The 25,621-nt window shown below is 69.7% G+C and carries 25 protein-coding genes; 16 read left to right on the plus strand and 9 right to left on the minus strand.

Features of this window, described 5'->3' with window-relative positions:
- Positions 1-25: 25 nt before the first annotated feature.
- The 3 genes from MW290_RS13130 to aptA all read right to left on the minus strand — a co-directional run bounded on the left by MW290_RS13130 (position 26) and on the right by aptA (position 3,532).
- Positions 26-814: a gamma-glutamyl-gamma-aminobutyrate hydrolase family protein gene (locus tag MW290_RS13130; protein ID WP_250195097.1), complete on the minus strand. Its 789-nt coding sequence runs from the start codon at positions 812-814 to the stop codon at positions 26-28.
- 82 nt (positions 815-896) lie between these two features.
- On the minus strand, positions 897-2,204 hold the full coding sequence (locus MW290_RS13135) for an NAD(P)/FAD-dependent oxidoreductase (protein ID WP_250195098.1): 1,308 nt from the start codon (positions 2,202-2,204) through the stop codon (positions 897-899).
- A 17-nt stretch (positions 2,205-2,221) separates the two neighbouring features.
- Complete coding sequence (aptA, locus tag MW290_RS13140) at positions 2,222-3,532, minus strand: omega-aminotransferase AptA (protein ID WP_250195099.1); 1,311 nt, start codon at positions 3,530-3,532, stop codon at positions 2,222-2,224.
- Between the two features lie 163 nt (positions 3,533-3,695).
- On the opposite strand from aptA, the gene MW290_RS13145 reads away from it, so the two are divergent.
- The 5 genes from MW290_RS13145 to MW290_RS13165 all read left to right on the plus strand — a co-directional run bounded on the left by MW290_RS13145 (position 3,696) and on the right by MW290_RS13165 (position 8,396).
- Entirely contained in the window at positions 3,696-4,166 is a 471-nt protein-coding gene (locus MW290_RS13145; protein ID WP_250195100.1) for an Lrp/AsnC family transcriptional regulator, read from the plus strand.
- A gap of 78 nt (positions 4,167-4,244) precedes the next feature.
- Complete coding sequence (locus MW290_RS13150) at positions 4,245-4,955, plus strand: type 1 glutamine amidotransferase (RefSeq protein ID WP_250195101.1); 711 nt, start codon at positions 4,245-4,247, stop codon at positions 4,953-4,955.
- Positions 4,956-5,188: 233 nt separating this feature from the next.
- Complete coding sequence (gene aceA / locus MW290_RS13155) at positions 5,189-6,487, plus strand: isocitrate lyase (RefSeq protein ID WP_250195102.1); 1,299 nt, start codon at positions 5,189-5,191, stop codon at positions 6,485-6,487.
- 131 nt (positions 6,488-6,618) lie between these two features.
- Positions 6,619-7,542 carry an alpha/beta hydrolase gene (locus MW290_RS13160; RefSeq protein ID WP_250196676.1) on the plus strand — a complete coding sequence of 308 codons (924 nt, stop codon included), beginning with the start codon at positions 6,619-6,621 and terminating at the stop codon, positions 7,540-7,542.
- Positions 7,539-8,396 (plus strand): YbgC/FadM family acyl-CoA thioesterase, encoded by an 858-nt coding sequence (locus tag MW290_RS13165; protein WP_250195103.1) that lies wholly within the window; start codon positions 7,539-7,541, stop codon positions 8,394-8,396. Before MW290_RS13160 ends, MW290_RS13165 begins: the two co-directional genes overlap by 4 nt.
- A gap of 54 nt (positions 8,397-8,450) precedes the next feature.
- Here MW290_RS13165 and MW290_RS13170 read toward each other — a convergent pair whose 3' ends face one another.
- The 3 genes from MW290_RS13170 to ygfZ form a co-directional block, all read right to left on the minus strand.
- Complete coding sequence (locus MW290_RS13170; protein WP_250195104.1) at positions 8,451-9,320, minus strand: NRDE family protein; 870 nt, start codon at positions 9,318-9,320, stop codon at positions 8,451-8,453.
- Positions 9,311-9,673, minus strand: coding sequence for a DUF4936 family protein (locus MW290_RS13175; RefSeq protein WP_250195105.1), 363 nt, complete (start codon positions 9,671-9,673; stop codon positions 9,311-9,313). The genes MW290_RS13170 and MW290_RS13175 overlap by 10 nt, the downstream gene beginning before the upstream one ends.
- An 80-nt stretch (positions 9,674-9,753) precedes the next feature.
- Entirely contained in the window at positions 9,754-10,683 is a 930-nt protein-coding gene (ygfZ, locus tag MW290_RS13180) for a CAF17-like 4Fe-4S cluster assembly/insertion protein YgfZ (protein WP_250195106.1), read from the minus strand.
- A 53-nt stretch (positions 10,684-10,736) separates the two neighbouring features.
- Between ygfZ and mltG the strand changes: the two genes are divergently transcribed.
- The 11 genes from mltG (at position 10,737) to MW290_RS13235 (ending at position 20,209) form a co-directional block, all read left to right on the plus strand.
- Positions 10,737-11,750 carry an endolytic transglycosylase MltG gene (gene mltG, locus MW290_RS13185; RefSeq protein WP_250195107.1) on the plus strand — a complete coding sequence of 338 codons (1,014 nt, stop codon included), beginning with the start codon at positions 10,737-10,739 and terminating at the stop codon, positions 11,748-11,750.
- Positions 11,747-12,397: a dTMP kinase gene (tmk, locus tag MW290_RS13190; protein ID WP_250195108.1), complete on the plus strand. Its 651-nt coding sequence runs from the start codon at positions 11,747-11,749 to the stop codon at positions 12,395-12,397. The genes mltG and tmk overlap by 4 nt, the downstream gene beginning before the upstream one ends.
- Positions 12,391-13,446 (plus strand): DNA polymerase III delta subunit-related protein, encoded by a 1,056-nt coding sequence (locus tag MW290_RS13195; RefSeq protein ID WP_250195109.1) that lies wholly within the window; start codon positions 12,391-12,393, stop codon positions 13,444-13,446. The genes tmk and MW290_RS13195 overlap by 7 nt, the downstream gene beginning before the upstream one ends.
- A 71-nt stretch (positions 13,447-13,517) precedes the next feature.
- On the plus strand, positions 13,518-13,913 hold the full coding sequence (locus MW290_RS13200) for a PilZ domain-containing protein (protein ID WP_250196677.1): 396 nt from the start codon (positions 13,518-13,520) through the stop codon (positions 13,911-13,913).
- 3 nt (positions 13,914-13,916) lie between these two features.
- Positions 13,917-14,705 carry a TatD family hydrolase gene (locus MW290_RS13205; RefSeq protein ID WP_250195110.1) on the plus strand — a complete coding sequence of 263 codons (789 nt, stop codon included), beginning with the start codon at positions 13,917-13,919 and terminating at the stop codon, positions 14,703-14,705.
- Positions 14,702-15,370 (plus strand): ankyrin repeat domain-containing protein, encoded by a 669-nt coding sequence (locus MW290_RS13210; RefSeq protein WP_250195111.1) that lies wholly within the window; start codon positions 14,702-14,704, stop codon positions 15,368-15,370. The genes MW290_RS13205 and MW290_RS13210 overlap by 4 nt, the downstream gene beginning before the upstream one ends.
- Before the next feature lie 117 nt (positions 15,371-15,487).
- Positions 15,488-15,685 (plus strand): hypothetical protein, encoded by a 198-nt coding sequence (locus MW290_RS13215; RefSeq protein WP_250195112.1) that lies wholly within the window; start codon positions 15,488-15,490, stop codon positions 15,683-15,685.
- A 449-nt stretch (positions 15,686-16,134) separates the two neighbouring features.
- The gene (locus MW290_RS13220) at positions 16,135-16,770 is read left to right on the plus strand and encodes a PEP-CTERM sorting domain-containing protein (RefSeq protein ID WP_250195113.1); all 636 of its coding nucleotides are present in this window, start codon (positions 16,135-16,137) and stop codon (positions 16,768-16,770) included.
- Between the two features lie 2 nt (positions 16,771-16,772).
- The gene (locus MW290_RS13225; RefSeq protein ID WP_250195114.1) at positions 16,773-19,262 is read left to right on the plus strand and encodes a dockerin type I domain-containing protein; all 2,490 of its coding nucleotides are present in this window, start codon (positions 16,773-16,775) and stop codon (positions 19,260-19,262) included.
- Complete coding sequence (locus MW290_RS13230) at positions 19,262-19,936, plus strand: cohesin domain-containing protein (RefSeq protein WP_250195115.1); 675 nt, start codon at positions 19,262-19,264, stop codon at positions 19,934-19,936. The genes MW290_RS13225 and MW290_RS13230 overlap by 1 nt, the downstream gene beginning before the upstream one ends.
- Positions 19,937-19,993: 57 nt before the next feature.
- A complete protein-coding gene (locus MW290_RS13235; RefSeq protein WP_250195116.1) occupies positions 19,994-20,209 on the plus strand; it encodes a hypothetical protein in 216 nt (71 codons plus the stop codon).
- On the opposite strand, the gene MW290_RS13240 is transcribed toward MW290_RS13235, so the two are convergent.
- The 3 genes from MW290_RS13240 to kdpB are packed head-to-tail and all read right to left on the minus strand — an operon-like array spanning position 20,199 to position 25,621.
- Entirely contained in the window at positions 20,199-22,946 is a 2,748-nt protein-coding gene (locus MW290_RS13240) for a DUF4118 domain-containing protein (RefSeq protein ID WP_250195117.1), read from the minus strand. The two genes, MW290_RS13235 and MW290_RS13240, sit on opposite strands and share 11 nt — an antisense overlap.
- Before the next feature lie 2 nt (positions 22,947-22,948).
- Entirely contained in the window at positions 22,949-23,524 is a 576-nt protein-coding gene (gene kdpC, locus MW290_RS13245) for a potassium-transporting ATPase subunit KdpC (RefSeq protein ID WP_250195118.1), read from the minus strand.
- A gap of 12 nt (positions 23,525-23,536) precedes the next feature.
- Positions 23,537-25,621: a potassium-transporting ATPase subunit KdpB gene (gene kdpB / locus MW290_RS13250; protein WP_250195119.1), complete on the minus strand. Its 2,085-nt coding sequence runs from the start codon at positions 25,619-25,621 to the stop codon at positions 23,537-23,539.

The raw sequence follows: 25,621 nt of genomic DNA on the forward strand, positions 1-25,621 counted from the left end.
GACGGACGCGGGGGGCCGCGCCCGATCAGACGTTTGGGGGTGGGCGGTGACGATCGCGGTAGGCGGTGCAGGCTTCGCCGAAAGCGCCGAACAGCTGGCGCGAGATGGGGTTGCTGGCGGCCAGCCACTCCGGGTGCCATTGCACGCAGAGGTTGAAGCCGGGGGCTTCCACACTGAAGGCTTCGACCAGGCCATCGGGTGCGCGGGCCTGCACCTGCACACCCGGCGCCAGGCGGTTCACCGCCTGGCCGTGGACGGAATTGACGCGGAAGCGCTGCTCGCCGGTGATGCGCGCCAGCAGGCTGCCGGGCTCCACCAGCACATCGTGCGAGGGGCCGTACTGCACTTCCACCGGTTGGCTGTAGTCGGCGCGGTGGTCGTGGTGCGGCGGCACGTCGTGCACCGCCTGGTGCAGCGTGCCGCCCAGCGCCACATTGGTTTCCTGCGCGCCACGGCAGATGGCCAGCAGCGGAATGCCGCGGGCCAGCACACGCGGAATCAGGCGCAGCGTCCAGGCATCACGGTCGGTATCCAGCGGCAGGCTGGGGTCCAGCACTTCTTCGCCGAAGTGGCTGGGGTGCACGTTGGAAGGAGAGCCGGTGAGCAGCACGCCATCGGCCAGGTCCAGCAGCGCATCGATGTCTTCGGGTTCAACGCTGGGGACGATCAAGGGCTGGCATTGCGCCAGCCGCACACCGTCGACGTACTTCTTGCCGGCGATGTGGAAAGGATGGTTGCCGAGCACCCGGTTGCAGGCAGGCACCAGCACCACGGGTTTGGCAGAAGTCTTGACAGCAGTCAGAGGCAAGCTCATGGGCAGTGGCGATGCAGCAAGTGTGCCAACAAGCAAGCGACCGCGCATGCGGGCTTGGCCGGATGGCGCACACATGAAGTGCTCACAGCAGGTCCCGCAAACGGTAGTAGGCCATCGCCAGGGCCAGCGCCGGCATGCGCAGCAGCCGGCCGCCCGGAAAGGCGCGGTGCCGCAGCTGCGTGAACACGTCGAAGCGTCCTGCATCACCCGCCATGGCCTCGGCCACCACCTGACCGGCCAGGCCGGTGAGCGCCAACCCGTGGCCCGAGAAGCCTTGCAGGTAGTACAGGTCGCGGCCCAGGCGGCCGAAGTCGGGCGCCCGGCTCATCGAGATGTCGACGAAGCCGCCCCAGGCGTACTGCACCTTCACGTCGGCCAGCTGCGGGAAGGTGCCCACCATCTGCTGGCGCATGCCTTCGGCCAGGTCGGCGGGCGTTTGCGCGGTGTAGCTGGCGCGGCCGCCGTACAGCATGCGGTGGTCGGCCGTGGGGCGGAAGTAGTCCAGCACGAAGTTGTTGTCGCACACCGCGGCGCCGCAGGGCACCAGCGCCTGTGCGCGTTCGGCGCCCAGGGCCTCGGAGCACACGATGTAGGTGCCGACCGGCATCACGCGCGGCGACAGGCGCGGCGCCAGCTGCGGCGAAAACTCCTGCAGGTACACATTGCCGGCCAGCAGCACCTGCCGCGCCCGCACGCTGCCCTGCGCGGTGCGCAGGCGGCGGCCTCCGGCCTCTTCGTCCATCGCCGTGACGGCGCTGCCCTCGTGCAACCGGGCGCCCAGTTCCGCGGCAGCGCGCGCCAGGCCTTGCGTGTATTTCAGCGGATGCAGGTGGCCCGAGCGGGGGTCGTAGGCAGCGGCCACATAGCGCGGGCTGTCGATCCAGCGCGGCAGCTCGGGCTCAGGGATCCATTGCTGCTCATAGCCGTACTGGCGCGCCAGGTGGTCCACACCTTCGCGCAGTGCGCGGGCCTTGCGCTCGTTCACCGCCACGCCCAGGTAGCCGTTGCGCCATTCGGCGTCGATGCCGAAGCGCTGGCAGCGCGTGTGGATCAGGTCGATGGCCTGCAGCGTCATGTCCCACACACGGCGGGCCTGCGCCATGCCCAGCTCGGCCTCGATGCCGGCCTGATCGGCGGCCAGCCCGTGGATCACCTGGCCGCCGTTGCGGCCGCTTGCCCCGAAGCCGATGTGCTGCGCTTCCAGCAGCACCACGTCCAGTCCGCGCTGGCGCAGCTCGATGGCGGCGGACAGCCCGGCCAGGCCGCCGCCGACGATGGCGACGTCGGCCTGCACGTCGCCTTGCAGCGGCGCGTGCGCCGTGGTGCGCGGTGCGGTGGCGTCGTAGTACGAAAGACGCGTCAGCTCACGGTCGGTCTCGAGGAAGCCCATGCCTGCGGCAGAGCCCCTCAGGCCACGCGGCCGATGGCCGTGCGCAGCGTGTCGACGATGCGGTCGATGTGCTCACGCTCGATGATCAGCGGCGGCGACAGCGCGATGGTGTCGCCGGTGGTGCGGATCATCAGCCCCTGTTCCCAGCAGTCGAGGAAGACGTCGAAAGCGCGCTTGCCCGGCTCGCCGGCCCGCGGCGCCAGTTCCACGCCGCCCACCAGGCCGATGTTGCGGATGTCGATGACGTTGGGCAGGCCCTTCAGGCTGTGCAGCGCCTCGGCGAAGTAGCCCTGCAGCTGGCCGGCGCGGGTGAGCAGGCCTTCTTCGGCATAGGTGTCCAGCGTGGCCAGCGCGGCAGCGCAGGCCAGCGGGTGGGCCGAGTAGGTGTAGCCGTGGAAGAACTCGATCAGGTGCTCCGGCCCGTTCATGAACACGTCGTGGATCTTCTGCTTCGCGAACACCGCGCCCATCGGCACACAGCCGTTGGTCAGGCCCTTGGCCACCGTCATCAGGTCGGGCGTCACGCCGAAGGTCTGCGCCGCGAACGGTTGGCCGGTGCGGCCGAAACCGGTGATCACCTCGTCGAAGATCAGCAGGATGCCGTGCTTGTCGCAGATCTCGCGCAGGCGCTGCAGGTAGCCCTGCGGCGGAATCAGCACGCCGGTGGAGCCGGCCACCGGCTCCACGATGACGGCGGCGATGGTGGAAGCATCGTGCAGCGCCACCAGGCGTTCCAGGTCGTCGGCCAGGTCGGCGCCATGCGCGGGCTGGCCCACGCTGAAGGCATTGCGCGCCGGATCGTGCGTGTGGCGGATGTGGTCCACGCCGGCCAGCAGGTGGCCGAACATCTTGCGGTTGGCCACGATGCCACCCACCGAGATGCCGCCGAAGTTGACGCCGTGGTAGCCGCGCTCGCGGCCGATCAGCCGGGTGCGCGAGCCTTCGCCGCGGGCGCGGTGATAGGCCAGCGCCATCTTCAGCGCGGTTTCCACCGACTCGGAGCCGGAGTTGGTATAGAAGACCTTGGTCAGCTCCGGCGGCGTGAGCTTGACCAGGCGCTCGGCCAGCTCGAAGGCCTTGGGGTGGCCCATCTGGAAGGGCGGCGCGAAATCCATCTCCGCTGCCTGATCGGCGATGGCCTGCACGATCTTCGGCCGCGCATGGCCGGCATTGACGCACCACAGGCCCGCCACGCCGTCCAGCACCTCGCGGCCCTCGGGCGTCTTGTAGAACATGCCCTGGGCCTGTGCCAGCAGGCGCGGTGCCTTCTTGAACTGCCGGTTGGCGGTGAAGGGCATCCAGTAGGCGTCGAGTTCGGTGGTGCTCATGCGGCTCTCTCGGTGATGGCTGCGGGGCGGTCAGCGTGACAGGCCCGGTCATCAAAGTCTAGGAGCAGTGCAGCGCAATGTGCTTGCGCAATGCGCAGGGCGGTTACACGAGCGCGCAATAAAATGCGAAGCATCGGCGCACGCGCCGCATCTCATTCGAAGCATGTCCAGCGCAGTGCAACTTGATGCGATCGACACGGCCATCCTGGCCGAACTTCAGGCCGACGGCCGGCTCACCAACCTGGAGCTGGCGCAGCGTGTGCACCTGTCGCCCTCGGCCTGCCTGCGGCGCGTCAAGCAGCTGGAAGAAGCCGGCGTGATCGACCGCTATGTGGCCTTGCTCAACCCGAAAGCCGTGGGCCAGCCGGGCACCAGCTTCACCATCGTGAACCTGGAGACGCTGACCGCGCCGGTGATCGCCGCCTTCGAGCGTGCGGTGCGCGACCAGCCGCAGATCCTCGACTGCTACTACGTGGCCGGCAGCAACGACTATCTGATCCGCTTCACCTACCGCGACGCCGAAGACCTGGAGCGTTTTCACGCCGAGGTGCTGATGCACCTGCCGGGCGTGGCGCGCAGCAACTCGATGCTGGTGCTGCGCACGGTCAAGAAGACCACCGCGCTGCCGCTGTGAACGGCCCGGGCCCTCGAATTGCTGCGGCCCGGCCATGAGCCCTTGTTCCCTTGACCGCCCGTGCCTGGAGTTGGCCTGATGAAACCCGTGTTGGTGCTGCAGAACATGAAGGGCGATGGCCCGGCCTACCTCGCGCAATGGCTGGCCGCGCAGGGCATTCCGATGGACCTGCGCTTTGCCGCCGCCGGCGAGGCACTGCCCGCCGACCTCAGCGGCCATGCCGCACTGGCGGTGCTGGGCGGCGAGATGAGCGCCAACGACCCGTTGCCCGCGCTGCGCGAGGCCGAGCGCCTGATCGGCCTGGGCTTCGAGACCGGCGTGCCGGTGATCGGCCACTGCCTGGGCGGCCAGTTGATGGCGAGAGTGCTGGGCGCGCGGGTGCTGCGGTCGCCGCTGCCCGAGATCGGCTGGCAACCGGTGCAGATGCTGCCTGGCGCTGAACGCGAAGCCTGGTTCGGCCCCGAGCCCCTGCAGCACTTCATGCACTGGCACAACGAGGCCTTCGAGCTGCCCGCGGGTGCGGTGGCGCTGGGCACCAACGACGCCTGCCCGGTGCAGGCCTTCAGCCATGGGCCGCACCTGGGCATGCAGTTCCACATCGAAGTGGACGACGAGAAGCTGGCCCGGTGGTCGGCGTCGAAAGACCCCGCCTACCTGCGCGACCAGCAGGCCCACCCGGCCACGGTGCACACCGGCGATGCAATGCGCGCCGACACCGCGCGCTGGCTGCAGGCCCAGCAGCGCCTGGCCGACCGGGTGTACGCGCGCTGGTGGTCGGCACGGCGCTAGTTGCACATCACGAAAATGTCATTTCACATCGTGCAAGATCCCGCTGCTGCGGCGCAGCAAGATTTCTCAAGATGGAAGACGTTCTTCCGCATTGCGAAAGGTAGATCCTAAGTTATTGATTTTATTGGATAAGATTTTCAGTCTTATATAAGACATAAGTGTTCCCAAGCGGGGCCGGGCTGGTTACGCTGAAGCCATCTTCAGACCCCCCGTTCAACGCCAAGGAGCACACGATGACCTACGAAGCCACCCGCGAACAGCAGATCGCCGCCCTCGAAAAGGATTGGGCCGAAAACCCCCGCTGGAAGGGCATCAAGCGTGGCTACAGCGCCGCCGACGTCGTCCGCCTGCGCGGCTCGCTCAAGATCGAGCACACGCTGGCCAAGCGCGGCGCCGAGAAGCTGTGGAACCTGCTGAACACCGAGCCCTTCGTCAACTCGCTGGGCGCGATGACCGGTAACCAGGCCATGCAGCAGGTCAAGGCCGGCCTGAAGGCCATCTACCTGTCGGGCTGGCAGGTGGCCGGTGACGCCAACAGCAACGGCGAGATGTACCCCGACCAGTCGCTGTACTCGGTGGATTCGGTGCCCAAGGTCGTCAAGAAGATCAACAACACCTTCCAGCGCGCCGACCAGATCCAGTGGAGCGAAGGCAAGAACGACATTGACTACTTCGCGCCCATCGTGGCCGACGCGGAAGCCGGTTTTGGCGGCGTGCTGAACGCCTTCGAGCTGATGAAGGCGATGATCGAAGCGGGCGCCGCCGGCGTGCACTTCGAAGACCAGCTGGCCGCGGCCAAGAAGTGCGGCCACATGGGCGGCAAGGTGCTGGTGCCCACCCGTGAAGCCGTCAGCAAGCTGGTGGCCGCCCGCCTGGCCGCCGACGTGATGGGCACGCCCACCATCCTGCTGGCCCGCACCGACGCCGAAGCCGCCGACCTGGTGACCAGCGACGTCGACGAGAACGACAAGCCGTTCTTCACCGGCGAGCGCACCGTCGAAGGCTTCTTCCGCTCGACCAACGGCATCGAACAAGCCATCAGCCGTGGCCTGGCCTACGCCGAGTACGCCGACCTGATCTGGTGCGAAACCGGCACGCCGGACCTGGCCTTCGCCAAGAAGTTCGCCGACGCCATCCATGCCAAGTTCCCCGGCAAGATGCTGGCCTACAACTGCTCGCCCAGCTTCAACTGGAAGAAGAACCTGGACGACGCCACCATCGCCAAGTTCCAGCGCGAGCTGGGCGCCATGGGCTACAAGTTCCAGTTCATCACGCTGGCCGGCTTCCACGCGCTGAACTACGGCATGTTCGACCTGGCCTACGGCTACGCCCGCAACAACATGACGGCCTTCGTCGAGCTGCAACAGAAGGAATTCGCCGCGGCCGAGCGTGGCTTCACCGCGGTGAAGCACCAGCGCGAGGTGGGCACCGGCTACTTCGACGCGGTCACCACCACCATCGAAGCGCAGGCCTCCACCGCGGCGCTGAAGGGCTCGACCGAAGACGAACAGTTCTTCGACAACAAGCACTGAGCTTCATGGAGTTCTCCGCGCAGCGCCCATCGCTGCGCCAAATCGCCCGGGGCTCCGCCTCGGGCTTTTTTTCGCCTGTTTATGCTTGGCGGGTGAAGCCGACCGATCCCACCTCCTTGCTCACGCCGCAGATGGCCGCGCTGCTTGAGCGCATCCGCCGCGCCAACCGGCCACCGTTCAGCAGCATGTCACCGGCCGATGCGCGCATCGCCTACACCGCGGCCGCCGAGGTGCTGGAGCCGCCGCGCGCGCCGCTGCCGCGGGTGCAAGACCTGACCGTGCCCGGCGGCGACGGTGCGCCGCGGCCGGCGCGCCTCTATGCGCCCTCCACCGTTGAAGGGCTACCGGTGCTGCTGTACATCCACGGCGGCGGCTTCACCATCGGCAACCTGGAAACGCACGACAGCCTGTGCCGGCAGCTGGCCCTGCGCAGCGGTGGCGCGGTGCTGGCGCTGGACTACCGGCTGGCGCCGGAGCATCTTTTTCCTGCTGCGGTGGACGACAGCTGGGCGGCCCTGCGCTGGTTGGCCGGCCCGGGCGCCGATGCGCTGCGGCTGGATGGGCGGCGCATCGCGGTGGCGGGCGACAGCGCCGGCGGCACGCTGGCCGCCGTGACGGCGCTGCATGCGCGCGATATCGGCCTGCAGCTGGCGCTGCAGCTGCTGATCACGCCGGGCACCATCGCCCATGCCGACACCGAGTCGCACCGGCGCTTTGCCCATGGCTTTCTGCTGGAAGCGGCGGAGGTGGCCTGGTTCTTCGACCACTACATTCCGCGCGAACAGCGCACCGACTGGCGCTTTGCGCCGCTGCTGGCCGATGAGCTGGAAGGCGTGGCCCCGGCCTTCGTGCTGCTGGCCGAGTGCGACCCGCTGGTGGACGAAGGCGTGGCCTATGCCGACCGGCTGCGGCTGGCCGGCGTGCCGGTGGAACTGGACATCGTGCGCGGCGTCACGCACGACTTCATCAAGATGGGCCGCGCGCTGCGCGAGGCGGCCACCGCGCAGCAGGCCATGGCCGACGCGCTGCGACAAGCCTGGGAGGGGGTTGCATGAAACGAAGCGAATTCCGGTTCCGTGAGCGGCTGCGCGTGCGCTGGGCCGAGGTGGACATGCAGAACATCGTGTTCAACGGCCACTACCTGCTGTACTTCGACACCGCGGTGGCCGGCTACTGGCGGGCGATGGCGCTGCCCACCCGCGAGACCATGCAGGCGCTGGGCGGCGACCTTTTCGTGCGCAAGTGCACCGTGGAGTACCTGGCCTCGGCGCAGATGGACGACGTGCTGGAGGTGGGCGTGCGCTGCGCGCGCATCGGCACCAGCTCGATGAGCATGGCCTGTGCGGTGTTCCGCGGCGAGCAATGCCTGGTGCACGGCGAGCTGCTGTACGTGTATGCCGACACGGCCACCCAGACGAGCCGCCCGGTGCCCGATGCGCTGCGGGCGGTGCTGCTGGGTTTCGAGGCCGGCGAGCCGATGCTGGACCTGCGCGTGGGCCGCTGGGCCGAGCTGGGTGAGGCCGCCCAGCGCATCCGCCAGCGGGTGTTCGTCGAGGAGCAGCGCATTCCGGCCGAGCTGGAACATGACCCGGCCGATGCCGATTGCATCCATGCGCTGGCGGTCAACCGCATGGGCCTGCCGCTGGCCACCGGCCGGCTGCAGCAACTGGGCGGCGGCGTCGCCAAGATCGGCCGCATGGCGGTGTTGCCCACGGTGCGGGCCAGCGGCCTGGGCCGGCAGGTGCTGGAGGCGCTGGCGGCCGAGGCGCGCAGCCGTGGCGACCATGAACTGGTGCTGCATGCCCAGCTCAGCGCGGCCGACTTCTACACCCACGCCGGCTTCGCCACCCGTGGCGAGGTGTTCGAGGAAGCGGGCATCCCGCACGTGGAGATGGCGCGGGCGCCTTGAGCCGGCCTCAAAGCCCAGCGGGGGTCGCGAGCGGCAGCGAGCTTGGGGCCGACATCAAACGGGCCACTCCTGCTCGGTCATCGAAGCCTGTTCCACCGACCAGGCGGTGACCGCACCGGGGTGGGGCGGCCAGTCCGGCAGTACCGCGCGACGCACCGCCTCGGTGCTGCCGTCAGCGCGGAAGCTGCGCTCCTGCACATGGGTGACGTGCCCCGCATCGGTGCGTTCCACGATGACGACGGTGGAGCAGCGCGTGCCGTAGCCCCGGTCGGGCATGTGCACGAAGGCGGCCGACAGCTCGCGTTCCCGCTCGATCGGCACGCCGGTGCGCGGCAGGTCGGCATCGGGCCAGGTGCGGCGGTCGGCCAGGGCGGTGAACAGCCGGTCGGCCAAGCCTTGCACGCTGCGCGCGGCGCCCACCGCCGAGCGCAGGTTCTGCTTGAGCGCCTGTACCTTGGGCCAGGGCGTGTCCAACTGGGCGTTCGACAGGCCGTACAAGCGGCCGGTGTCCAGCCGGCGCGGAGCCGCGTCTTCCCCGCACCAGAAGTGCAGCGCCTGCACGAAGTCGATCGCGATCAGGTTGAAGGGGTTGTAGCCCGCCAGGCCCACCTGCACCCAGAAGCGGTCGGGCGGCTGGTCGCCGCGCAGCCACTGCGCAACGATCTCCCCGCGTGAAGGCGCCCCGGCATCAAAGTCGCCGGGCCGCCGCACGTTGGTGACCAGGGCCAGCCGGCCCTCGGCGCTCAGTGCGCACCAGCTGCCGCCGGCCTGCAGGTCGCGGCCACCCAGCACCGCCGGACCGCCACCGTCGGGCAGCCACCAACCCAGGCGCGCCGCGGGCCGCTGGTGGTATTCATCCCGGTTGGCGGCCAGCACGAACACATGGCGGGGATGCTGGCCGATGGACAGCGCCGCTAGGCACATGGCGCAAACACCTCGACATGGCGCACGCCATCGACCCAGGGCGCGGTGCAGGCGGCCAGCGCGGCTTCCAGCGCCGCGGCGTCGGGCGGCGGTGTGCCCGTGCCGGCAGGTACCCACGCGTAGGTTTCCATCAGCGTGGTGCGCGCCGGCCTGGCGGCATCGGGTGAGGGTGGGGTGTTGTCGGCCGGCGGCGCCTGCTTCACCAGCAATTGCGCCTTGAGGCCCGGGTGGCGGGCCATCCACTGCTGTTGCAGAGCCTGCACGGCCTGGATGCAGGCCGAGGCATCGGCCGGTGCCACGCGGTAGTAGACATAGGCCCGGTGGCCGAGAGAGAAGGACGGGAACGGGAGCACGGCGGCACTGTAACGGAGGCGCCCGCTGCCAGCGGGCACGGGCTGTCCTCTGCCCCTGCCTGCGGGGGGTGCGCTGAGCTTTACTCCGCCGCGCTGGGCAAGGGGTAAGGCAGGTCCAGCAGCCGCAGGGCCGGGCCGTCGGCAGCGCCCAGGTGCAGCCGCGCTTCGTCCAGCGCCGCCAGCTTCACTTCCACCAGGGCCGTGGCCGGTTGGCCGGCCGAGGCATTGATCACCATGCCGGCCGGCTGGCCCGGGTCCTGCGCGTCGAACACGTCCTGGCCCGGCGCGGCGGGGGCATCCAGCTCGAACAGCGCGGCGCGCCGCTTGGTGGTGCCGCGGTACTGGCTGCGCGCCACCACTTCCTGGCCGGGGTAGCAGCCCTTCTGGAAGTTGACGCCGCCGACCAGCTCCAGGTTGATCATCTGCGGCACGAACTTTTCCACCGTGGCCGCCACGATGCGCGGCACGCCGCTGCGTACTTCCAGCGCGTCCCAGGCCGCCGCGTCCAGCGGGGGCAGGGCGGGCAGGGCATCCGGCGCGCCGATCCACAGCGCCCGCGCGCAGCCGGCCACCGCCGGCAGCACCGCCAGCTGGCCCTGCGGCTGCGCCAGCACGGTGCCCGGCGCGGCGCTGGCGGCTTCCAGGCTGGCCAGGGCCGCAGAACCCGCCACGCCCAGCACGGCCAGCTCAGCGCTGGCGTCGGTGAGCTTGCACTTGGCCCGCAGCACGTACATCGACAGGCGCTTGAGCGTGGGCGCCAGCAGGTCGGCGCTGCACAGCAGCAGCAGATCGTCAGCGGTGCCGCGCAGCACCACGAAGCTGGCCAGCAACCGGCCCTTGGGCGAGCAGTAGCCGGCCAGGCGCCACTGGCCCGCCGGCAGGTTCTGGATGTCTTGCGTGAGCTGGCCGTGCAGGAAGCTGGCCGCTTCCGCACCGGTCGCGCGGATCACGCCCCAGTGCGCCAGCCGCGCGGCGCCCTGCGCTTCAGAGGAGGGGGAGGAGGTGTCCATCGGCCCATTATCATCAGCCGCTGGATGACGACAGGCTGGGCTGGACTTACCGGATGAAGGCGCTTCGGCGGATGGTGGCAAGGGCGCTGCTGGTGATGATCGCCGCTGTGCTGATGGTGGTGGGGCTGGTGGCCTGGTGGCTGAACCGGCCGCTGCCGTTGGCGCAAGCGCATGTGGAGCTGTCGATCGAGCCCGGCACCTCGCCGCGCGACGTCGCCCAGGCCTGGGTGCAGGCCGGCGTGCAGGCCGACCCCCGGCTGCTGTACGAATGGTTCCGCTGGTCGGGCGATGCACGCCGCATCCGCGCCGGCAGCTACGAGATCGACGCCGACACCACACCGCGCCGGCTGCTGGCCAAGATGGTGCAGGGCGACGAGCTGCTGGAGATCGTGCGCCTGATCGACGGCTGGACGCTGCGCCAGTTCCGCGAGGCGCTGGCAGCCGCGCCCTCGCTCAAGCCTGTGACCCGCGGCATGAGCGATGCCGAGCTGATGGCTGCGCTGGGCGCGCCCGGCGTGCCGGCCGAGGGCCGCTTCTTCCCCGACACCTATGCCTATAGCCGCGGCGTCAGCGACCTCACGGTGCTCAAGCGCGCGCATGCGGCGATGGAGCGCAGGCTGGCCGAGGTGTGGGCCCAGCGCGCGCCCGACCTGCCGCTGAAGACACCCGAGCAGGCGCTGATCCTGGCTTCCATCGTCGAGAAGGAAACCGGCACTGCCGCCGACCGGCCGCTGGTGGCCGGCGTGTTCACCAACCGGCTGCGCATCGGCATGCCGCTGCAGACCGACCCGACCGTGATCTACGGCCTGGGCACGGCCTTCGACGGCAACCTGCGCAAGCGTGACCTGCAGGCCGACACGCCCTACAACACCTACCTGCGCAGCGGCCTGCCGCCCACGCCCATCGCGATGCCGGGCCTGGCCTCGCTGCGCGCGGCGGTGCAGCCGGCCCGCACGCCGGCGCTGTACTTCGTGGCGCGGGGCGATGGCAGCAGCGCCTTCAGCGACAACCTGGCCGACCATAATCGCGCCGTCAACCAGTACCAGCGCCAGCGCAGCAGCAAGTGAGCCTTCCATCCTCAGTCCCTGCCGCACCCGCTGCCGCGCCGGGTCGCTTCATCAGCTTCGAGGGCATCGACGGCGCCGGGAAGTCCTCGCACATCGCCGCCGCAGCGGACTGGTTGCGCGCCCGTGGCCATGAGGTGGTGCTGACGCGCGAGCCCGGCGGCACGCCGCTGGCCGAGCAGCTGCGCAGCCTGGTACTGGAAGCGCCGATGGACCCGCTGACCGAAACCCTGCTGGTGTTTGCTGCCCGCCGCGACCACCTGCAGACGCTGATCGAGCCGGCGCTGGCCCGCGGCGCCTGGGTGCTGAGCGACCGCTTCACCGACGCCACCTTCGCCTACCAGGGCGGCGGCCGCGGTTTCGATCTGGCGGTGCTGGCCCAGCTGGAAACCTGGGTGCAGCACGGCCGCCAGCCCGATTTGACCGTGTGGTTCGACCTGCCGCCCGCCACCGCCGCCGAGCGCCGCGCCGCGGTGCGTGCGCCCGACCGCTTCGAGGCGCAGGACCTGGCCTTCTTCGAGCGGGTGCGTGCCGGTTATGCCGCGCGGGCGCAGGCGGCGCCGCAGCGTTTTGCCTGCATCGACAGCAGCCAGCCGCGCGAAGCCGTGTGGCAGGACATCCTGCGCGTTCTGGAGCAGCGCGCATGGTGATCGGCCCCGACGGCGCATTGGGCTTGCCCTGGCTGCGGCCGGTGCTGGATCAGGCCCTGGCCAGCGTGCGCGGCCATGCCACGCTGGTGCATGGGCCCGGCGGCGTCGGCCAGTTCGAGCTGGCCATCGCGCTGGCCCAGGCCTGGCTGTGCGAATCGGCCGAGCCCGGCCCGCGCCCCTGCGGCCGCTGCGCCGCCTGCCACCTGATGCAGGCGCGCATGCACCCCGACTTCCACCTGCTGATCCCCGATGCGCTGCGCGAGCCGCTGGGCTGGCAGATGGAAGGCGAAGGCGCCCGCGACAGCGACGCCAAGAAGGCCAAGCCCAGCCGCGAGATCAAGGTGGAGGCGGTGCGCGCCGCCATCGACTGGAGCCAGCAGACCTCGTCGCGCGGTCGCGGCAAGGTGGTGGTGATCCACCCCGCGCAGGCGATGAACCTGGTGGCCGCCAACGCCTTGCTCAAGACGCTGGAAGAGCCACCCGGCAACCTGAAGCTGCTGCTGTGTTCCAGCGACCCCGAGGCGCTGCTGCCCACGCTGCGCAGCCGCTGCCAGCGCCTGCTGCTGCCGCGGCCCGAGCGCGCGATGGCGCTGCAATGGCTGGCCGGGCAGGGCGTGCAGGACCCCGAGGTGCTGTACACCGCCGCCGGCGAGCAGCCGGTGGAGGCGCTGGCCATGCTGCAGGCCGGCATCGATGCCGCGCAGTGGCGCCGGCTGCCGCAGGCGCTGCGGGCGGGCCAGGCGGCGGCGCTGACGGCCTGGCCGCTGCCGCGCGCCATCGACGCGCTGCAAAAGCTCTGCCACGACCTGACCGTGGTGGCCGTGGGCGGCGCGCCGCGCTACTTCGAGCCCGCGCAGCTGCCGCCGGGCGCGCTGCTGCCGGCGCTCAACGCCTGGCAGGCCACCCTGCGCCGCGCCGCGCGGCATGACGAGCACCCGTGGAACGCCTCGCTGCTCATCGAATCGCTGGTGCTGGAAGGCCGTGGCGTTTGGCCCGCCGCCAGCCCGGCCCCACGCGCAGGTGGCCGGGGGCGCGTCGGTACACTCTGAGCACGATGAACGAACCCGCTGCACGCCCAGGCGCTGCGCCTGGCGCCCCTGCCACACCGGCCACCGCGCCGATGACGCTGGGCACCTCGCCCACGCCCTTGGCCAGCGGTGCGGCGCCCGCCGCCAGCGGCCGGCCTAGCGTGATCCAGCTGGTGTTCCGCGACAAGGCCTCGCTGTATGCCGCCTACGTGCCGCTGTTCTCCGACGGTGGGCTGTTCGTGCCCACCACGCGCGACTACAAGCTGGGCGACGAGATCTACCTGCTGCTGTCGCTGCCCGACGACCCGCAGCGCTACCCGGTGGCCGGCAAAGTGGGTTGGATCACGCCGGCCAATGCCTCGGGCGGCCGCACCCAGGGCGTGGGCGTGCGCTTTCCCACCGACGAAAAAACCCGCGTGATGAAGCTGAAGATCGAGGAAATCCTCGGCACCTCGGTGCAATCGGCCAAGCCCACGCAAACCATCTGACCCGTGTACGTCGATTCGCATTGCCATCTCAGCATGGCCGACTTCGCCCCGCGCATGCCCGACATCCGCGCCGCCATGGCGCAGGCCCAGGTCGACCGCGCGCTGGTCATCTGCACCACGCTGGAAGAGTTCGACGCGGTGCATGCGCTGGCGCTGCAGTACGACAACTTCTGGGCCAGCGCCGGCGTGCACCCCGACACCGAAGGCCTGCGCGAGCCCAGCTACGAAGACCTGCTGGACCTGGGCAGCCGCCCGCGCGTGGTGGCCATCGGTGAAACGGGCCTGGACTACTACCGCCTGAACGGCCGCAGCATCGAAGACATGGCCTGGCAGCGCGAACGCTTTCGCACCCACATCCGCGCGGCGCGCGCGCTGGGCAAGCCGCTGGTGATCCACACCCGCAGCGCGAGCGACGACACCCTGGCCATCCTGAAGGAGGAGGGCGCCGGCCCGGGCGAGGCCCCGCGCGGCGTGTTCCACTGCTTCACCGAGACGGCCGAGGTGGCGCGCGCGGCGCTGGACCTGGGTTTTTACATCTCGTTCTCGGGCATCCTCACCTTCCGCAATGCGCAGGACCTGCGCGAGGTGGCGCGCTGGGTTCCGATGGACCGGCTGCTGATCGAGACCGACAGCCCCTACCTGGCGCCGGTGCCCTTCCGCGGCAAGGTGAACCAGCCGGCCTACGTGCCCCATGTGGCCGCCCAGCTGGCCGAACTCAAGGGCTGCAGCGCCGAGGAGATCGGCCGCGTGACCAGTGACAACTTCGAGCGGCTGTTCGGCGTGGCCGCATGAACATGGACCTGTACACCTTCACCGCTACCCGCCGCCGCCTGCTGCTGGCGGGCGCCGCCACGCTGGCCGGACTGTCCGCGCTGCCCGCGCGCGCCGGCTCCTACGAAGACTTCTTCCGCGCGATCAACATCGACGCGCCGGACATCATCCGCGACCTGCTGGCCCGCGGCTTCGACCCCAATGCCCGCGACCCGCGCGGTCAGGTGGCGCTGTCGCTGGCCTTCAAGGACGAATCGCTGAAGGCGGCCGAGGCGCTGTTCGCCCATCCGCAGCTGGACGTGAACGCCGAGAACCCGGTGGGCGAAACGCCGCTGATGATGGCTGCGATGCGGGGCTACCTCGACTGGGCGCAGCGCCTGGTCAAGCGCGGCGCCAAGGTGAACAAGCCGGGCTGGTCGCCGATGCACTATGCGGCCATCGCACCCGACCAGCGCATGATGCAGTTCATGCTGGCGCAGGGCGGCGACGTGTCGGCGCTCAGCCCCAACGGCACCACGCCGCTGATGATGGCCGCCCGCAACGGTGACGAGCGCACCGTCGACCTGCTGCTGGCGCGCGGCGTGGACGTGAAGGCGAAGAACCAGGCCGGCTACACCGCGGCGGACATGGCCCGCTCGCAGGACCGCGACAACCTGGCGGCCCGGCTGCAGGCGCTGCAACGCTGACGGCGCTGTCAGCGTTCTTCCGACGCCTGCTTTGGGCCGGGGACGACTGTTGCCCGATGCGGCTGCTTCGTAAAGTTCTTCCATCGCGGGCACACCGCCGGCGTTCTGGAGTTCACGATGATCAAGTCGGCTGCCGCCAATCCCTTCGCGCTGATGGTCAATCCCGACGTCGTGCTGCGCGCCGTCGAGCACTCCGAGCGCCTGGCCCGCCTGAGCAGCCGCATCTGCCGGCCGCTGGACAAGCCGCTGATCCCGAAGACCGACGACATCGATTATGGCGATGACGACGGCCTGGACGACGGCGACGCGGCCTGAGCCTTGGCTCAAGCCCGGTCGACAGACCGGCGCGTGCAGCACCGGCCGGTCACCGCAGGCAGCGCCCCTTGGCCCGAGCAGCAGCAGTGCGGCGCTGCTGGGTTCAGGCACGTTGCTGACGGATTGCTCCTCCACGCCGAAGCTCATGGTGTGCAACGCGGCGTGGGCGAACGGTGCGGCGATTGATGACGACAATGTGTGTTCGCCCAAGCGGAAGAAGCGCAGGGGGCCTCTACGGATGGCGCTCAATGTGTGTTATGTAAAAAAAGTGATGGAGGTTTCGCGCTCCTTAAGCGCGGTCGTTGGCAAGGCTACCAACCGGGTCTGGTGCCAATCGTGGGGCGATCACAGGGCGTTCTAGGGGTGACGGTGATCGCTCCAGGGCCATGACACTCGGGCCGGCAGTCGCGACGCAACAGGCGGGCGGCGCTGGTCATCAAGGAGTGTTCATGTCCAAGCTCAAGGCGCTGTGCGCCTGCCTCTGCCTGTTCGGTGCCGGGCTGGCGCCTGCCGCACCGATCCTGTCCTTCTCGGCGATCGAACGCACCGTGGGCGTCGGCTCAGGTGTGGAACTGGTCGTTTCGACCTCGGGCATCGCCTCCGGCGGACTGGCGTCGGTCCACTTTGATCTGAACTTCAGCACTGCGGGGCTGACCCTGCTGTCTGCGACGGCCGGCGACTTCTTCACGCTCAACGGCGCATCGCTGTGGACCGACAACGTGTCGGCCGGCTTGACGGCAGGCATGAGCGTCGCTTCGACCATCACCGATGCCACCACCGCGCCCGACGTCCTGGGCTTCGACTTCCTGGAGCTGCTGGGAACTGCATCGGTGAGTGACGGCGAGCTGGTACGCCTCCTCTTCTCGGCGACCGACGCCGCATCGACCCGACTGTTCACCAACGACGTGGTGCTCATCGACGCCGTCGGCACTGCCTACAACCAGGCCGGCGAGACCATCACACCCCGGAGCCAGTTCAACGTGCCGGAACCGTCCACGCTGGCGCTGGCGGGCGTGGCCCTGGTGGCGCTGGGAGGCCGGCGCCTGTTGCGGGCGGGGCAGTCGCCTGCAGCCGTGGAGGAGTGACCATGTGGCATCGCCTTCTCAGACTGGCGTCGCTCCTGGTGGGGGTCGTGGTCGCCGGCGCTGCTGCCGCGCAGACGGTGCCCTTGTCACGGCTCGATCTCAATGTCGACGGCACGATCAGCACGCTCGACTCCTTCGTCCTTCGGCAGTGCTTCGGCAAGCCAGCGGCCTGTGATCCGCGCGCGGATTTCGACGACGACGGCACCATCGGGTTGAAGGACTTGAATCTCCTGACCGCCAGGCTCGGTGCCGCGGTGCCACCGCCCTCCTCGTCCATCCTGGCCTCCAACGTTGAAGCCTCGGTTGACAAACCCATCGTTGCAGCCAACGAGGGCTTCGTCCTGAAGGCGGTCTTGCGTGGCTTCAACGATCCTTCGCCGCGATTCCGCTGGTACTTGCCGGACGGCACGACCGCGGACGGCGCACAGGTCAGCCGGTCGCTGGCTGCGCCAGGCATCTACTCGGTCGGTCTGGCCGTGCGGCTCAGCAATGGCGCGGTCATCGAGTCCGGGGTCACCGTGACGGTGCTGCAGGCCAATGGGCAAGCGCCATCTGCGTTGCGCATACCCGCTCGGCCAGGCGATATCGACGCCTCCGGAGGCATCACCCTGGTGGATGCCATGCGCACCTATCGATTCGTCGCAGGCGCCAACAAGACGTTCACGCAGACCCAGCGGGACGCAGCCGACATGGACCGCGATGGCACCGTGTCGGACGAGGACGCAAGGCAGATCCTGTTGGGAGCGATCAGCGGCAGTCCTTACATCGAGTCGACCTCGCCCCGCGTTCTGAGGCCAGGCACCATCGTCACCATCCGGTCGGGTGCTTTTGCCAAGCCGGGCAGCGAGTTGTCGGTGCGCTTCAGTGGATCGACCACCGTGCAGCGCCCAACCTCCTTCGTCCCGGGCATCGCGACCGTGATGGTGCCTTACGACATCGTGGTCGCGGCGCCCGACACGCCGCTGGTGATCACCGTGCTGGAGGGCTCGGTCGAGCGCGCCGTTCTGCGTGCAAGCCTTCAGCCCGGCGTCGCGCCGGTGGCCAATCCTCAAGCGGTCGTCACCGAGTTGCTGCAGGCCATCCGACAGGCGCTGATCAACAACACGCTGCGGGTCGGCGACCGGGCGCTCGCAGCCGGTCTGACGGACAGCGAGCAACAGACGCTGAAGACCGTGGCGCTGGCGGGCGAGCGCCAGGGCGTGGCGCAGATCGACATCCTCATCCGCTTGATCAACGGCCCCGGGGGGCGCCGCGCCGCGCAGGTTTTCGCCGCGGCGCTGCAGGCCAATGGCTACGAGGATCTTCCTGCAGCCATCGCGCTGCTGCGCAGTCCCGCGACCCAGACGACCACGCCAGCCTCGGCGGCGTTGCGCAAGGCGATGGGCGCCAGCATCGCCTCGGCGGCTGACACCGCCTGCGACGCGGCGCTGGCTGCGTTCTGCCCGCTCAAGACCATCGCCAGCGTGCTGGACAACGCCTCGTTCATCACGCAGATCGGCTGCACGAGTCTGCTGGCGGGCCTGGGCGCAGCCGTGCTGTTTCCGGGGGATGGCCCGCTCATCGACGTGGCTGCGCTGAGCTTGTGGGTGGCTACCTGCAGCAAGGTGCAGGTGGCCATCGAGACCGCGGCCACCATCGGCTCGATCGTGGGCGGTGTGGACGCGGACCTGTCCTTGACCGCATCGCCGACCCGCATCGGCGTCGGTGAGTCGTCGACGCTGACGGCCCGACTGAACGTCTTCGGTTTCGACGAGCTTTGCTCGCTGGGCGGCAGCCTGGGGGCGCAGCGCATCACCGAAAAACTCGCGGACCGCATCATCGGCCGGTTGCTGACCAAGAACACCGGGGTGATGCTGGTGAAGAAGGCGTTCGAGATACTGGGCGGCGACTTCCTGAACACGTTCCTGACCAGCTTGCGATCCGCCACTTCCACCGCCATCTCCAAGTCATCGCTGGACATCGCGGTCGGGGCGGCGGCTCAGGCCCTCTGCCCCTCCGGGGGCTTGTGCAACCCGCTGATCAACACGAAGAGTGCCTTGACCGGCGCCACCGCGGCACTGGTCACCGGCAGCGGCAACACGGGCAGCTTCACCTGCCCTGCCAAAGGCACCAGCAGTCAGAACGCCTACACCTTCAATGCCCAGAAGGACTTCTGCGGCGAGCCATTGAAGGCCCAGGCCGAGGTGAACTGCGCCGCCACCCCGGTGACCTTCACCATGGGCGACAACGGCACGGCCCTGGACGACATTTACGAGGTGGTGGTCGACGGCACCAGCGTGTTGTCGAGCAACGTGCCCGTGCGGTCGGTCTCGCGCACGATAGAGCTGTCCGCCGGTCTGCACACCGTGCAGATGCTCGGCCGCGCGGCGCCGGACGGCATCGGCACCTACTACATCTCGATCAGCGGGGCGCGGATCGTGTCGGGCGATGCGACAAGCGGTACCGACCTGGTGCCAGGTGCAGTCAAGACTTTCGTGATCGAGGTGCAGTGATGAATCTTCGCCCTTTGATGCTGGTTGGCGCGTTGTGGTGGGCGACGCCGGCTGCACACGCGCAGTTCGTCGGTGACGTATTCGCCAAGGCGCCGTCGGTCAGCGGCGTAAGCGGCTCTGACGTCACCGTGGAGGTGCAGCTTTTCAGCGGTGCCAATGTCTTCGGAGCCTCGATCGTCGATGTGAGCTACGTGCCGGGCGAACTGGCGGTCAAGGAGGTGGCGCTGTCGGCCGCGGACGGCAGCCGCCGGACGGTGGCCGCCCGCAAGTTGGACGGCAGGGTGGAAATCGGGACGGTCAGCCTGGATGCCACGGCCAACCCCATCGGCACCGTCACCCTCGCCCACATCACCTTCACGGTGCTGGCCCAGCCTGGCCGTGTGGTCACTTACCGAATGACGCCGCGGGAAATGCTCATGCAGGACGAACGGCGGTACGCGAGCACACGGGGTGCTGCCGGCGAGATTGCGGTCGTGAACACCTTGACGGGGACGCGCGTGGCGCGAACCGCTTCCGCGGCGCTTCCTGTCGTGGCCGACGCCAGCAGCCTGAGCCGCGCAGCCGAAGTCCGCCCACGTGGTGGCGCCGTGCAGTTGGTGACGCCCACCCTGGTCAACGGTCAGATCGTGCCGCAGACGGTGCAGGTCGTGCCGCCGCGACGCGGCACGGAATGATCCCGGCCTGGGCTCGGCCGGGACTTTGCGGCACAGTGCGCGGCGGAGGGCGCTCGCATGCTGGCAAACCTGATCGTGACGGCGCTGGGCGCCTGGGGCCTGTATTTCACCTGGACCAGGCGAAGCCAGTCGGGCGGTAGCTTGTTCTTCGATTTGGCGTCCTCGTCCCGCAACCCTCTGGCCTACAGGTTTGCGGTGGGGCTCAGGCTCGTCGGTTTCGGGGCCTGCCTGCTGGTGGGTGGCTACCGGCTGATCTTCGGCATCACGGCTTGAGTGGCCCGCGGCAGTCCGCTGCCGCATCGCGCGCGGCCTGGGCATCGACGGCAGGGTCGAGCGTGGGCGGCGTGCCGCGCGGCAGGCTGAAGACGAAGGCCGCGCCCTGCGGCGCTGCCGGCTCCACCCAGATGCGGCCGCCGTGGGCCTGGACGATGGCGCGGCAGATGGCCAGGCCCAGGCCCACGCCCGGTGTGGCCGATTCGGCGGCGCCGCGGGTGAATTTCTCGAAGATGGCTTCCTCGCGGCCACGGGGCACGCCGGGGCCGTGGTCGCGCACACGCACCAGCACCTCCTGCGCCACGGCGCGCACGTCCACTTCCACCGGTGAGCCGGCGGGGGTGTACTTGGCGGCGTTTTCCAGCAGGTTGGCCAGCACCCGCTCGATCAGCACCGCGTCGCAGGCCACCAGCGGCACGTCGTCGTCCACCGTGGCCTGCACCGGGCGCCCTTCCAGTACCGCGGCCTGCACGGCCAGCGCACCGCCGACGATCTCCTCCATCGACTGCCACTCCACCCGCAGCCGGATCTCGCCGGTCTGGATGCGCGCCATGTCCAGCAGGTTGGTCACCATGTCGGCCATGCGCATCGCCTTGTCGCCGAGGCTGGCGGCCAGGGCCGTCTGCTCGGTGCTCAGCGGCGGCTGGCTGGCGGCCAGCGTCTGCGCGGTGCCCACCAGCGCGGCCAGCGGCGTGCGCAGGTCGTGCGACAGCGCGGCCAGCAGCGAGTTGCGCAGCCGCTCCGATTCCATCTGCACGGTGGCGCCCTGCGCCACGTCGATGTAGTGCACACGTTCCAGTGCCATCGCCGTCAGCGCCGCGAAGGTTTCCAGCTGCTGGCGCTGCTCGGGCACCAGCAGGTAGCGCGGCTCCTGCGGGCGCACCGCCAGCACGCCGCGTGAGCGCATCGTGGCCTTGAGCGGCAGGTACAGCCAGGGGCTGCCGGCCAGCGTGTCGGTGCCCAGGCCGGCGGCCTGGTGGTGGTCGAGCGCCCATTGCGCGGTGCCCAGGTCCAGGCCGTTGCCGTCGCCGGCGGGCGCCTGCAGCCGCTCCTTCAGGTCCAGCACGTAGATGGCCACCTCGGCGCGGAACTCGCGGGCGATGACCGCGCAGGCCACTTCCACGGCCTGCTCCTGCGTCAGCATGTTGGACAGGTCGCGCGCCGCCTCGAACAGCGCGCGTGAACGCGCCTCGCGGTGGCGGGCCACCCGCGCCTCGAAGCGCAGGCCGGCGGTCAGCTGGCCGGTGACCAGGCCCACCACCAGCATGACGCCGAAGGTCAGCAGGTACTGCACGTCGGAGACGGCGAAGGACAGGTGCGGCGCAACGAAGAAGTAGTCGAACGCGCCCACGTTGAGAAAGGCCGCCAGCACCGCCGGCCCGCGCCCCAGCCACACCGCCACACCCACCACGGTGAGCAGGAAGACCATCACGATGTTGGCCAGGTCGAAGTACGGCACCAGCGCATGCGTCAGCAGCGTGGTGGCCGCGCAGGCGCCCAGGGCCAGGCCGTAGCGGCGCAGCGCCTGGGCCACCTGCCCTTCCCTCTCCTGCGCCGTGGGGGGGCGCGGCGGCCGCGGCCGGCCGCGGCTGGATTCGCCCACCTCGATGCGGTCGATGTCGGGGGCCAGCGCCGTCAGCGCCGGGCCCAGCGTGCGCCGGGGCCACCAGGCCGGCAGGCCGCGCGGTGGCTGCGCATGCCCCAGCACCAGCTTGGAGAGGTTGTGCTGCCGTGCATAGGCCACCAGCGTCTGCGCCACGCGGCGTGACGACAGCACCGCCACGCTGGCGCCCAGGTCCTGCGCCAGCTTCACCGTCTGCAGGATGCCTTCGCGGCGGCGCCCGTCCAGGCGCTGCAGCGCGGGCGTTTCCACGTACACCGCATGCCAGGTCACGGCCAGTTGCTGCGCCAGTTGGGCGGCGCTGCGCACCACGTGCTCGGCGCCGGGCTGCGGGCCGATGCAGCACAGCAGCGCGCCTTCGGTCTTCCATACCTGGTTGATGGCGCGGTCGCTGCGGTAGGCCTGCACGTCGTCTTCCACGCGGTCGGCGGTGCGGCGCAGTGCCAGCTCGCGCAGGGCCATCAGGTTGCCCTTGCGGAAGAAGTGGTTGGCCGCCCGCTCGGCCTGGTGGGGCAGGTACACCTTGCCGGCGGCCAGGCGCTCGATCAGCTCGTCGGCGGTGGTGTCCACCAGCACCACTTCGTCGGCCTTGTCGAAGAAGGTGTCAGGCAGCGTCTCGCGCACCACCACGCCGGTGATGCCACCCACCACGTCGTTCAGGCTTTCGAGGTGCTGCACGTTGAGCGTGCTGTACACGTCGATGCCGGCGGCCAGCAGTTCCTCCACGTCCTGCCAGCGCTTGGCGTGGCGCGAGCCGGCCACGTTGGAGTGCGCCAGCTCGTCCACCAGCACCAGGGCCGGGCGGCGCGCCAGCACGCCGTCGAGGTCGAACTCCTGCAGCTGGCGGCCGCGGTAGTTCACCTGCGTCGGCGGCAGCATCGGCAGGCCTTCCAGCAGCGCGGCCGTCTCGCTGCGGCCGTGGGTTTCCACCACGCCGGCCAGCACGTCCACGCCCTCGGCCAGCAGCTTGCGGGCAGCCACCAGCATGGCGTAGGTCTTGCCCACGCCGGCCGATGAGCCGAAGTAGATGCGCAGCCGGCCGCGGCCCTGCTGCGCCTCCTCCTGCTGGATCTGCGCCAGCAGCGCGTCGGGGTCGGGCCGGGCGGCTTCGCTCATCGTCAGCCTGCCAGCGCGTCCAGCGCCAGGTTCACCTGCAGCACGTTCACGCGCGGCTCACCCAGGAAGCCGAACTGTGGCTGCTGGGTGTGGGCAGCGATCACCTGCTGCACCTTGTCCAGCGGCAGGCCGCGGGCCTTGGCGATGCGCGCGGCCTGGTAGTTGGCACCGGCCACGCTGATGTGCGGGTCCAGGCCGCTGCCCGAGGCAGTGACCAGGTCCACCGGCACCGGCGCGGTGTTGCCGGGGTCGGCGGCACGCAGGGCCTCGACGCGGCCCTTGACCGCCTCCACCAGAGCCGGGTTCAGCGGGCCCTGGTTGGAGCCGCCGGAGGCCAGGCCGTTATTGGGCAGCGTGCCGGTGGCCGACGGGCGGCCCCACAGGTATTTGGGCTCGGTGAAGCTCTGGCCGATCAGGCTGGAGCCCACCGGCTGGCCATCGCGCAGCAGCAGGCTGCCTGCAGCCTGCTGTGGCATCAGCGCCTGGGCCACGCCGGTGACGGCGACGGGATAGGCCACGCCGGTGAGCAGGGTGAGCGCGGCAAACACCACCAGCACGGGGCGAACGGGAGAAGTCATGGCAGGTCCTTGTTAGACGAGGTGCAGCGCGGTCAGCAGCAGGTCGATGAGCTTGATGCCGATGAAGGGCACCAGCAGCCCGCCCAGGCCGTAGATCAGCACGTTGCGGCGCAGCAGCGCGGCGGCGCCGACGGCGCGGTAGGCCACGCCCTTGAGCGCCAGCGGGATCAGGAAGACGATGACGATGGCGTTGAAGATCACCGCCGACAGGATGGCCGACTGCGGCGTGGCCAGCTGCATCACGTTCAGCGCCGACAGCTGCGGATAGGTGCTGACGAACATCGCCGGGATGATGGCGAAGTACTTCGACACGTCGTTGGCGATCGAGAAGGTGGTCAGCGAGCCGCGGGTCATCAGCAGCTGCTTGCCGGTCTCGACGATCTCCAGCAGCTTGGTGGGGTTGCTGTCCAGGTCCACCATGTTGCCGGCTTCCTTGGCGGCCTGGGTGCCGGTGTTCATCGCCACCGCCACGTCGGCCTGGGCCAGCGCGGGCGCGTCGTTGGTGCCGTCACCGGTCATGGCCACCAGGCGGCCTTCGGCTTGGTAGTCGCGGATCATCTTCAGCTTGGCCTCGGGCGTGGCCTCGGCCAGGAAGTCGTCCACGCCGGCCTCGGCCGCGATGGCCGCCGCCGTCAGGCGGTTGTCGCCGGTGATCATCACCGTCTTGATGCCCATGCGGCGCAGCTCGGCAAAGCGCTCCTTGATGCCGCCCTTGACGATGTCCTTGAGCTCCACCACGCCCAGCACGCGGGCACCGTCGGCCACCACCAGCGGCGTGCTGCCCTTGCGGGCCACGTCGTCGGTGGCCTTCTGCACGTCGGCCGGAAAGCTGCCGCCCAGCGACTCGACATGGCGGCGGATGGCTTCGCCCGCGCCCTTGCGCAGCTGGCGCACGCTGCCGTCGGGCTGCTGCACGTCCACGCCGCTCATGCGCGTTTGCGCGGTGAAGGGCACGAAAGTGGTCTGCTGGCCGGCGAGTTCACGTTCGCGCAGGCTGAACTTTTGTTTTGCCAGCACGGTGATGCTGCGGCCCTCGGGCGTTTCGTCGGCCATGGAGGCGAACTGCGCCGCATCGGCCAGGGCCTGCTCGGTGACGCCGCTGGCCGGCACGAAGGCCGAGGCCTGGCGGTTGCCCAGGGTGATGGTGCCGGTCTTGTCCAGCAGCAGCACGTCCACGTCGCCGGCGGCTTCCACCGCGCGGCCCGAGGTGGCGATGACGTTGGCCGCCATCATGCGGCTCATGCCCGCCACGCCGATGGCCGACAGCAGCGCGCCGATGGTGGTGGGAATCAGGCACACCAGCAGCGCGATCAGCGCCGTCACCGTGACCGGCTGGCCCGAGCCCGCCGCGCCGACGCTGAACAGCGAATACGGCAGCAGCGTGACCGTGACCACCAGGAACACGATGGTCAGCGCCACCAGCAGGATGGTCAGCGCGATCTCGTTGGGCGTCTTCTGGCGCTTGGCGCCCTCCACCATCGAGATCATGCGGTCCAGGAACGATTCGCCCGGGTTGACGTTGATGCGCACCACCAGCCAGTCCGACAGCACGCGCGTGCCGCCGGTGACCGAGGCGAAGTCGCCGCCCGACTCGCGGATGACCGGGGCCGATTCGCCGGTGATGGCGCTTTCGTCCACCGAGGCCACGCCCTCGATCACCTCGCCGTCCAGCGGGATGGTGTCGCCGGCTTCCACCAGCACCACGGCGCCCTTGCGCAGTTCCTCGGCTTCCTGCGGATGCCAGGAAGAACCGTGGCGCGGCTGGTTCAGCACCTTGGCGATGGTCTTGCGCTTCATGCCGCGCAGCGACGAGGCCTGGGCCTTGCTGCGGCCTTCGGCCATGGCCTCGGCGAAGTTGGCGAACAGCACGGTGAACCACAGCCACAGCGCGATGGCCAGGATGAAGCCCTGCGGTGCCTCGCCCTGCCCGGCCAGCGCCTGCAGCCACAGCACGGTGGTGAGGATGCTGCCGACGTAGACGACGAACATCACCGGGTTGCGCCACTGCACCCGGGGGTCCAGCTTGCCGAAGGCCGACACCACGGCCGGCCGCACCAGGGCGGGATCAAGAAGGGAAAACGACTTGGCGTTGTTCAT

This window comes from Aquincola tertiaricarbonis, assembly GCF_023573145.1.
GTDB lineage: Bacteria > Pseudomonadota > Gammaproteobacteria > Burkholderiales > Burkholderiaceae_C > Aquincola > Aquincola tertiaricarbonis_B.

What these genes read in the sequence shown, in the direction of transcription:
- MW290_RS13130 (WP_250195097.1), bottom strand. Translation starts at nt 814, where the DNA reads ATGAGCTTGCCTCTGACTGCTGTCAAGACTTCTGCCAAACCCGTGGTG.
- MW290_RS13135 (WP_250195098.1), bottom strand. Translation starts at nt 2,204, where the DNA reads ATGGGCTTCCTCGAGACCGACCGTGAGCTGACGCGTCTTTCGTACTAC.
- aptA (WP_250195099.1), bottom strand. Translation starts at nt 3,532, where the DNA reads ATGAGCACCACCGAACTCGACGCCTACTGGATGCCCTTCACCGCCAAC.
- MW290_RS13145 (WP_250195100.1), top strand. Translation starts at nt 3,696, where the DNA reads ATGTCCAGCGCAGTGCAACTTGATGCGATCGACACGGCCATCCTGGCC.
- MW290_RS13150 (WP_250195101.1), top strand. Translation starts at nt 4,245, where the DNA reads ATGAAACCCGTGTTGGTGCTGCAGAACATGAAGGGCGATGGCCCGGCC.
- aceA (WP_250195102.1), top strand. Translation starts at nt 5,189, where the DNA reads ATGACCTACGAAGCCACCCGCGAACAGCAGATCGCCGCCCTCGAAAAG.
- MW290_RS13160 (WP_250196676.1), top strand. Translation starts at nt 6,619, where the DNA reads ATGGCCGCGCTGCTTGAGCGCATCCGCCGCGCCAACCGGCCACCGTTC.
- MW290_RS13165 (WP_250195103.1), top strand. Translation starts at nt 7,539, where the DNA reads ATGAAACGAAGCGAATTCCGGTTCCGTGAGCGGCTGCGCGTGCGCTGG.
- MW290_RS13170 (WP_250195104.1), bottom strand. Translation starts at nt 9,320, where the DNA reads ATGTGCCTAGCGGCGCTGTCCATCGGCCAGCATCCCCGCCATGTGTTC.
- ygfZ (WP_250195106.1), bottom strand. Translation starts at nt 10,683, where the DNA reads ATGGACACCTCCTCCCCCTCCTCTGAAGCGCAGGGCGCCGCGCGGCTG.
- mltG (WP_250195107.1), top strand. Translation starts at nt 10,737, where the DNA reads ATGAAGGCGCTTCGGCGGATGGTGGCAAGGGCGCTGCTGGTGATGATC.
- MW290_RS13195 (WP_250195109.1), top strand. Translation starts at nt 12,391, where the DNA reads ATGGTGATCGGCCCCGACGGCGCATTGGGCTTGCCCTGGCTGCGGCCG.
- MW290_RS13200 (WP_250196677.1), top strand. Translation starts at nt 13,518, where the DNA reads ATGACGCTGGGCACCTCGCCCACGCCCTTGGCCAGCGGTGCGGCGCCC.
- MW290_RS13210 (WP_250195111.1), top strand. Translation starts at nt 14,702, where the DNA reads ATGAACATGGACCTGTACACCTTCACCGCTACCCGCCGCCGCCTGCTG.
- MW290_RS13215 (WP_250195112.1), top strand. Translation starts at nt 15,488, where the DNA reads ATGATCAAGTCGGCTGCCGCCAATCCCTTCGCGCTGATGGTCAATCCC.
- MW290_RS13220 (WP_250195113.1), top strand. Translation starts at nt 16,135, where the DNA reads ATGTCCAAGCTCAAGGCGCTGTGCGCCTGCCTCTGCCTGTTCGGTGCC.
- MW290_RS13225 (WP_250195114.1), top strand. Translation starts at nt 16,773, where the DNA reads ATGTGGCATCGCCTTCTCAGACTGGCGTCGCTCCTGGTGGGGGTCGTG.
- MW290_RS13230 (WP_250195115.1), top strand. Translation starts at nt 19,262, where the DNA reads ATGAATCTTCGCCCTTTGATGCTGGTTGGCGCGTTGTGGTGGGCGACG.
- MW290_RS13235 (WP_250195116.1), top strand. Translation starts at nt 19,994, where the DNA reads ATGCTGGCAAACCTGATCGTGACGGCGCTGGGCGCCTGGGGCCTGTAT.
- MW290_RS13240 (WP_250195117.1), bottom strand. Translation starts at nt 22,946, where the DNA reads ATGAGCGAAGCCGCCCGGCCCGACCCCGACGCGCTGCTGGCGCAGATC.
- kdpC (WP_250195118.1), bottom strand. Translation starts at nt 23,524, where the DNA reads ATGACTTCTCCCGTTCGCCCCGTGCTGGTGGTGTTTGCCGCGCTCACC.
- kdpB (WP_250195119.1), bottom strand. Translation starts at nt 25,621, where the DNA reads ATGAACAACGCCAAGTCGTTTTCCCTTCTTGATCCCGCCCTGGTGCGG.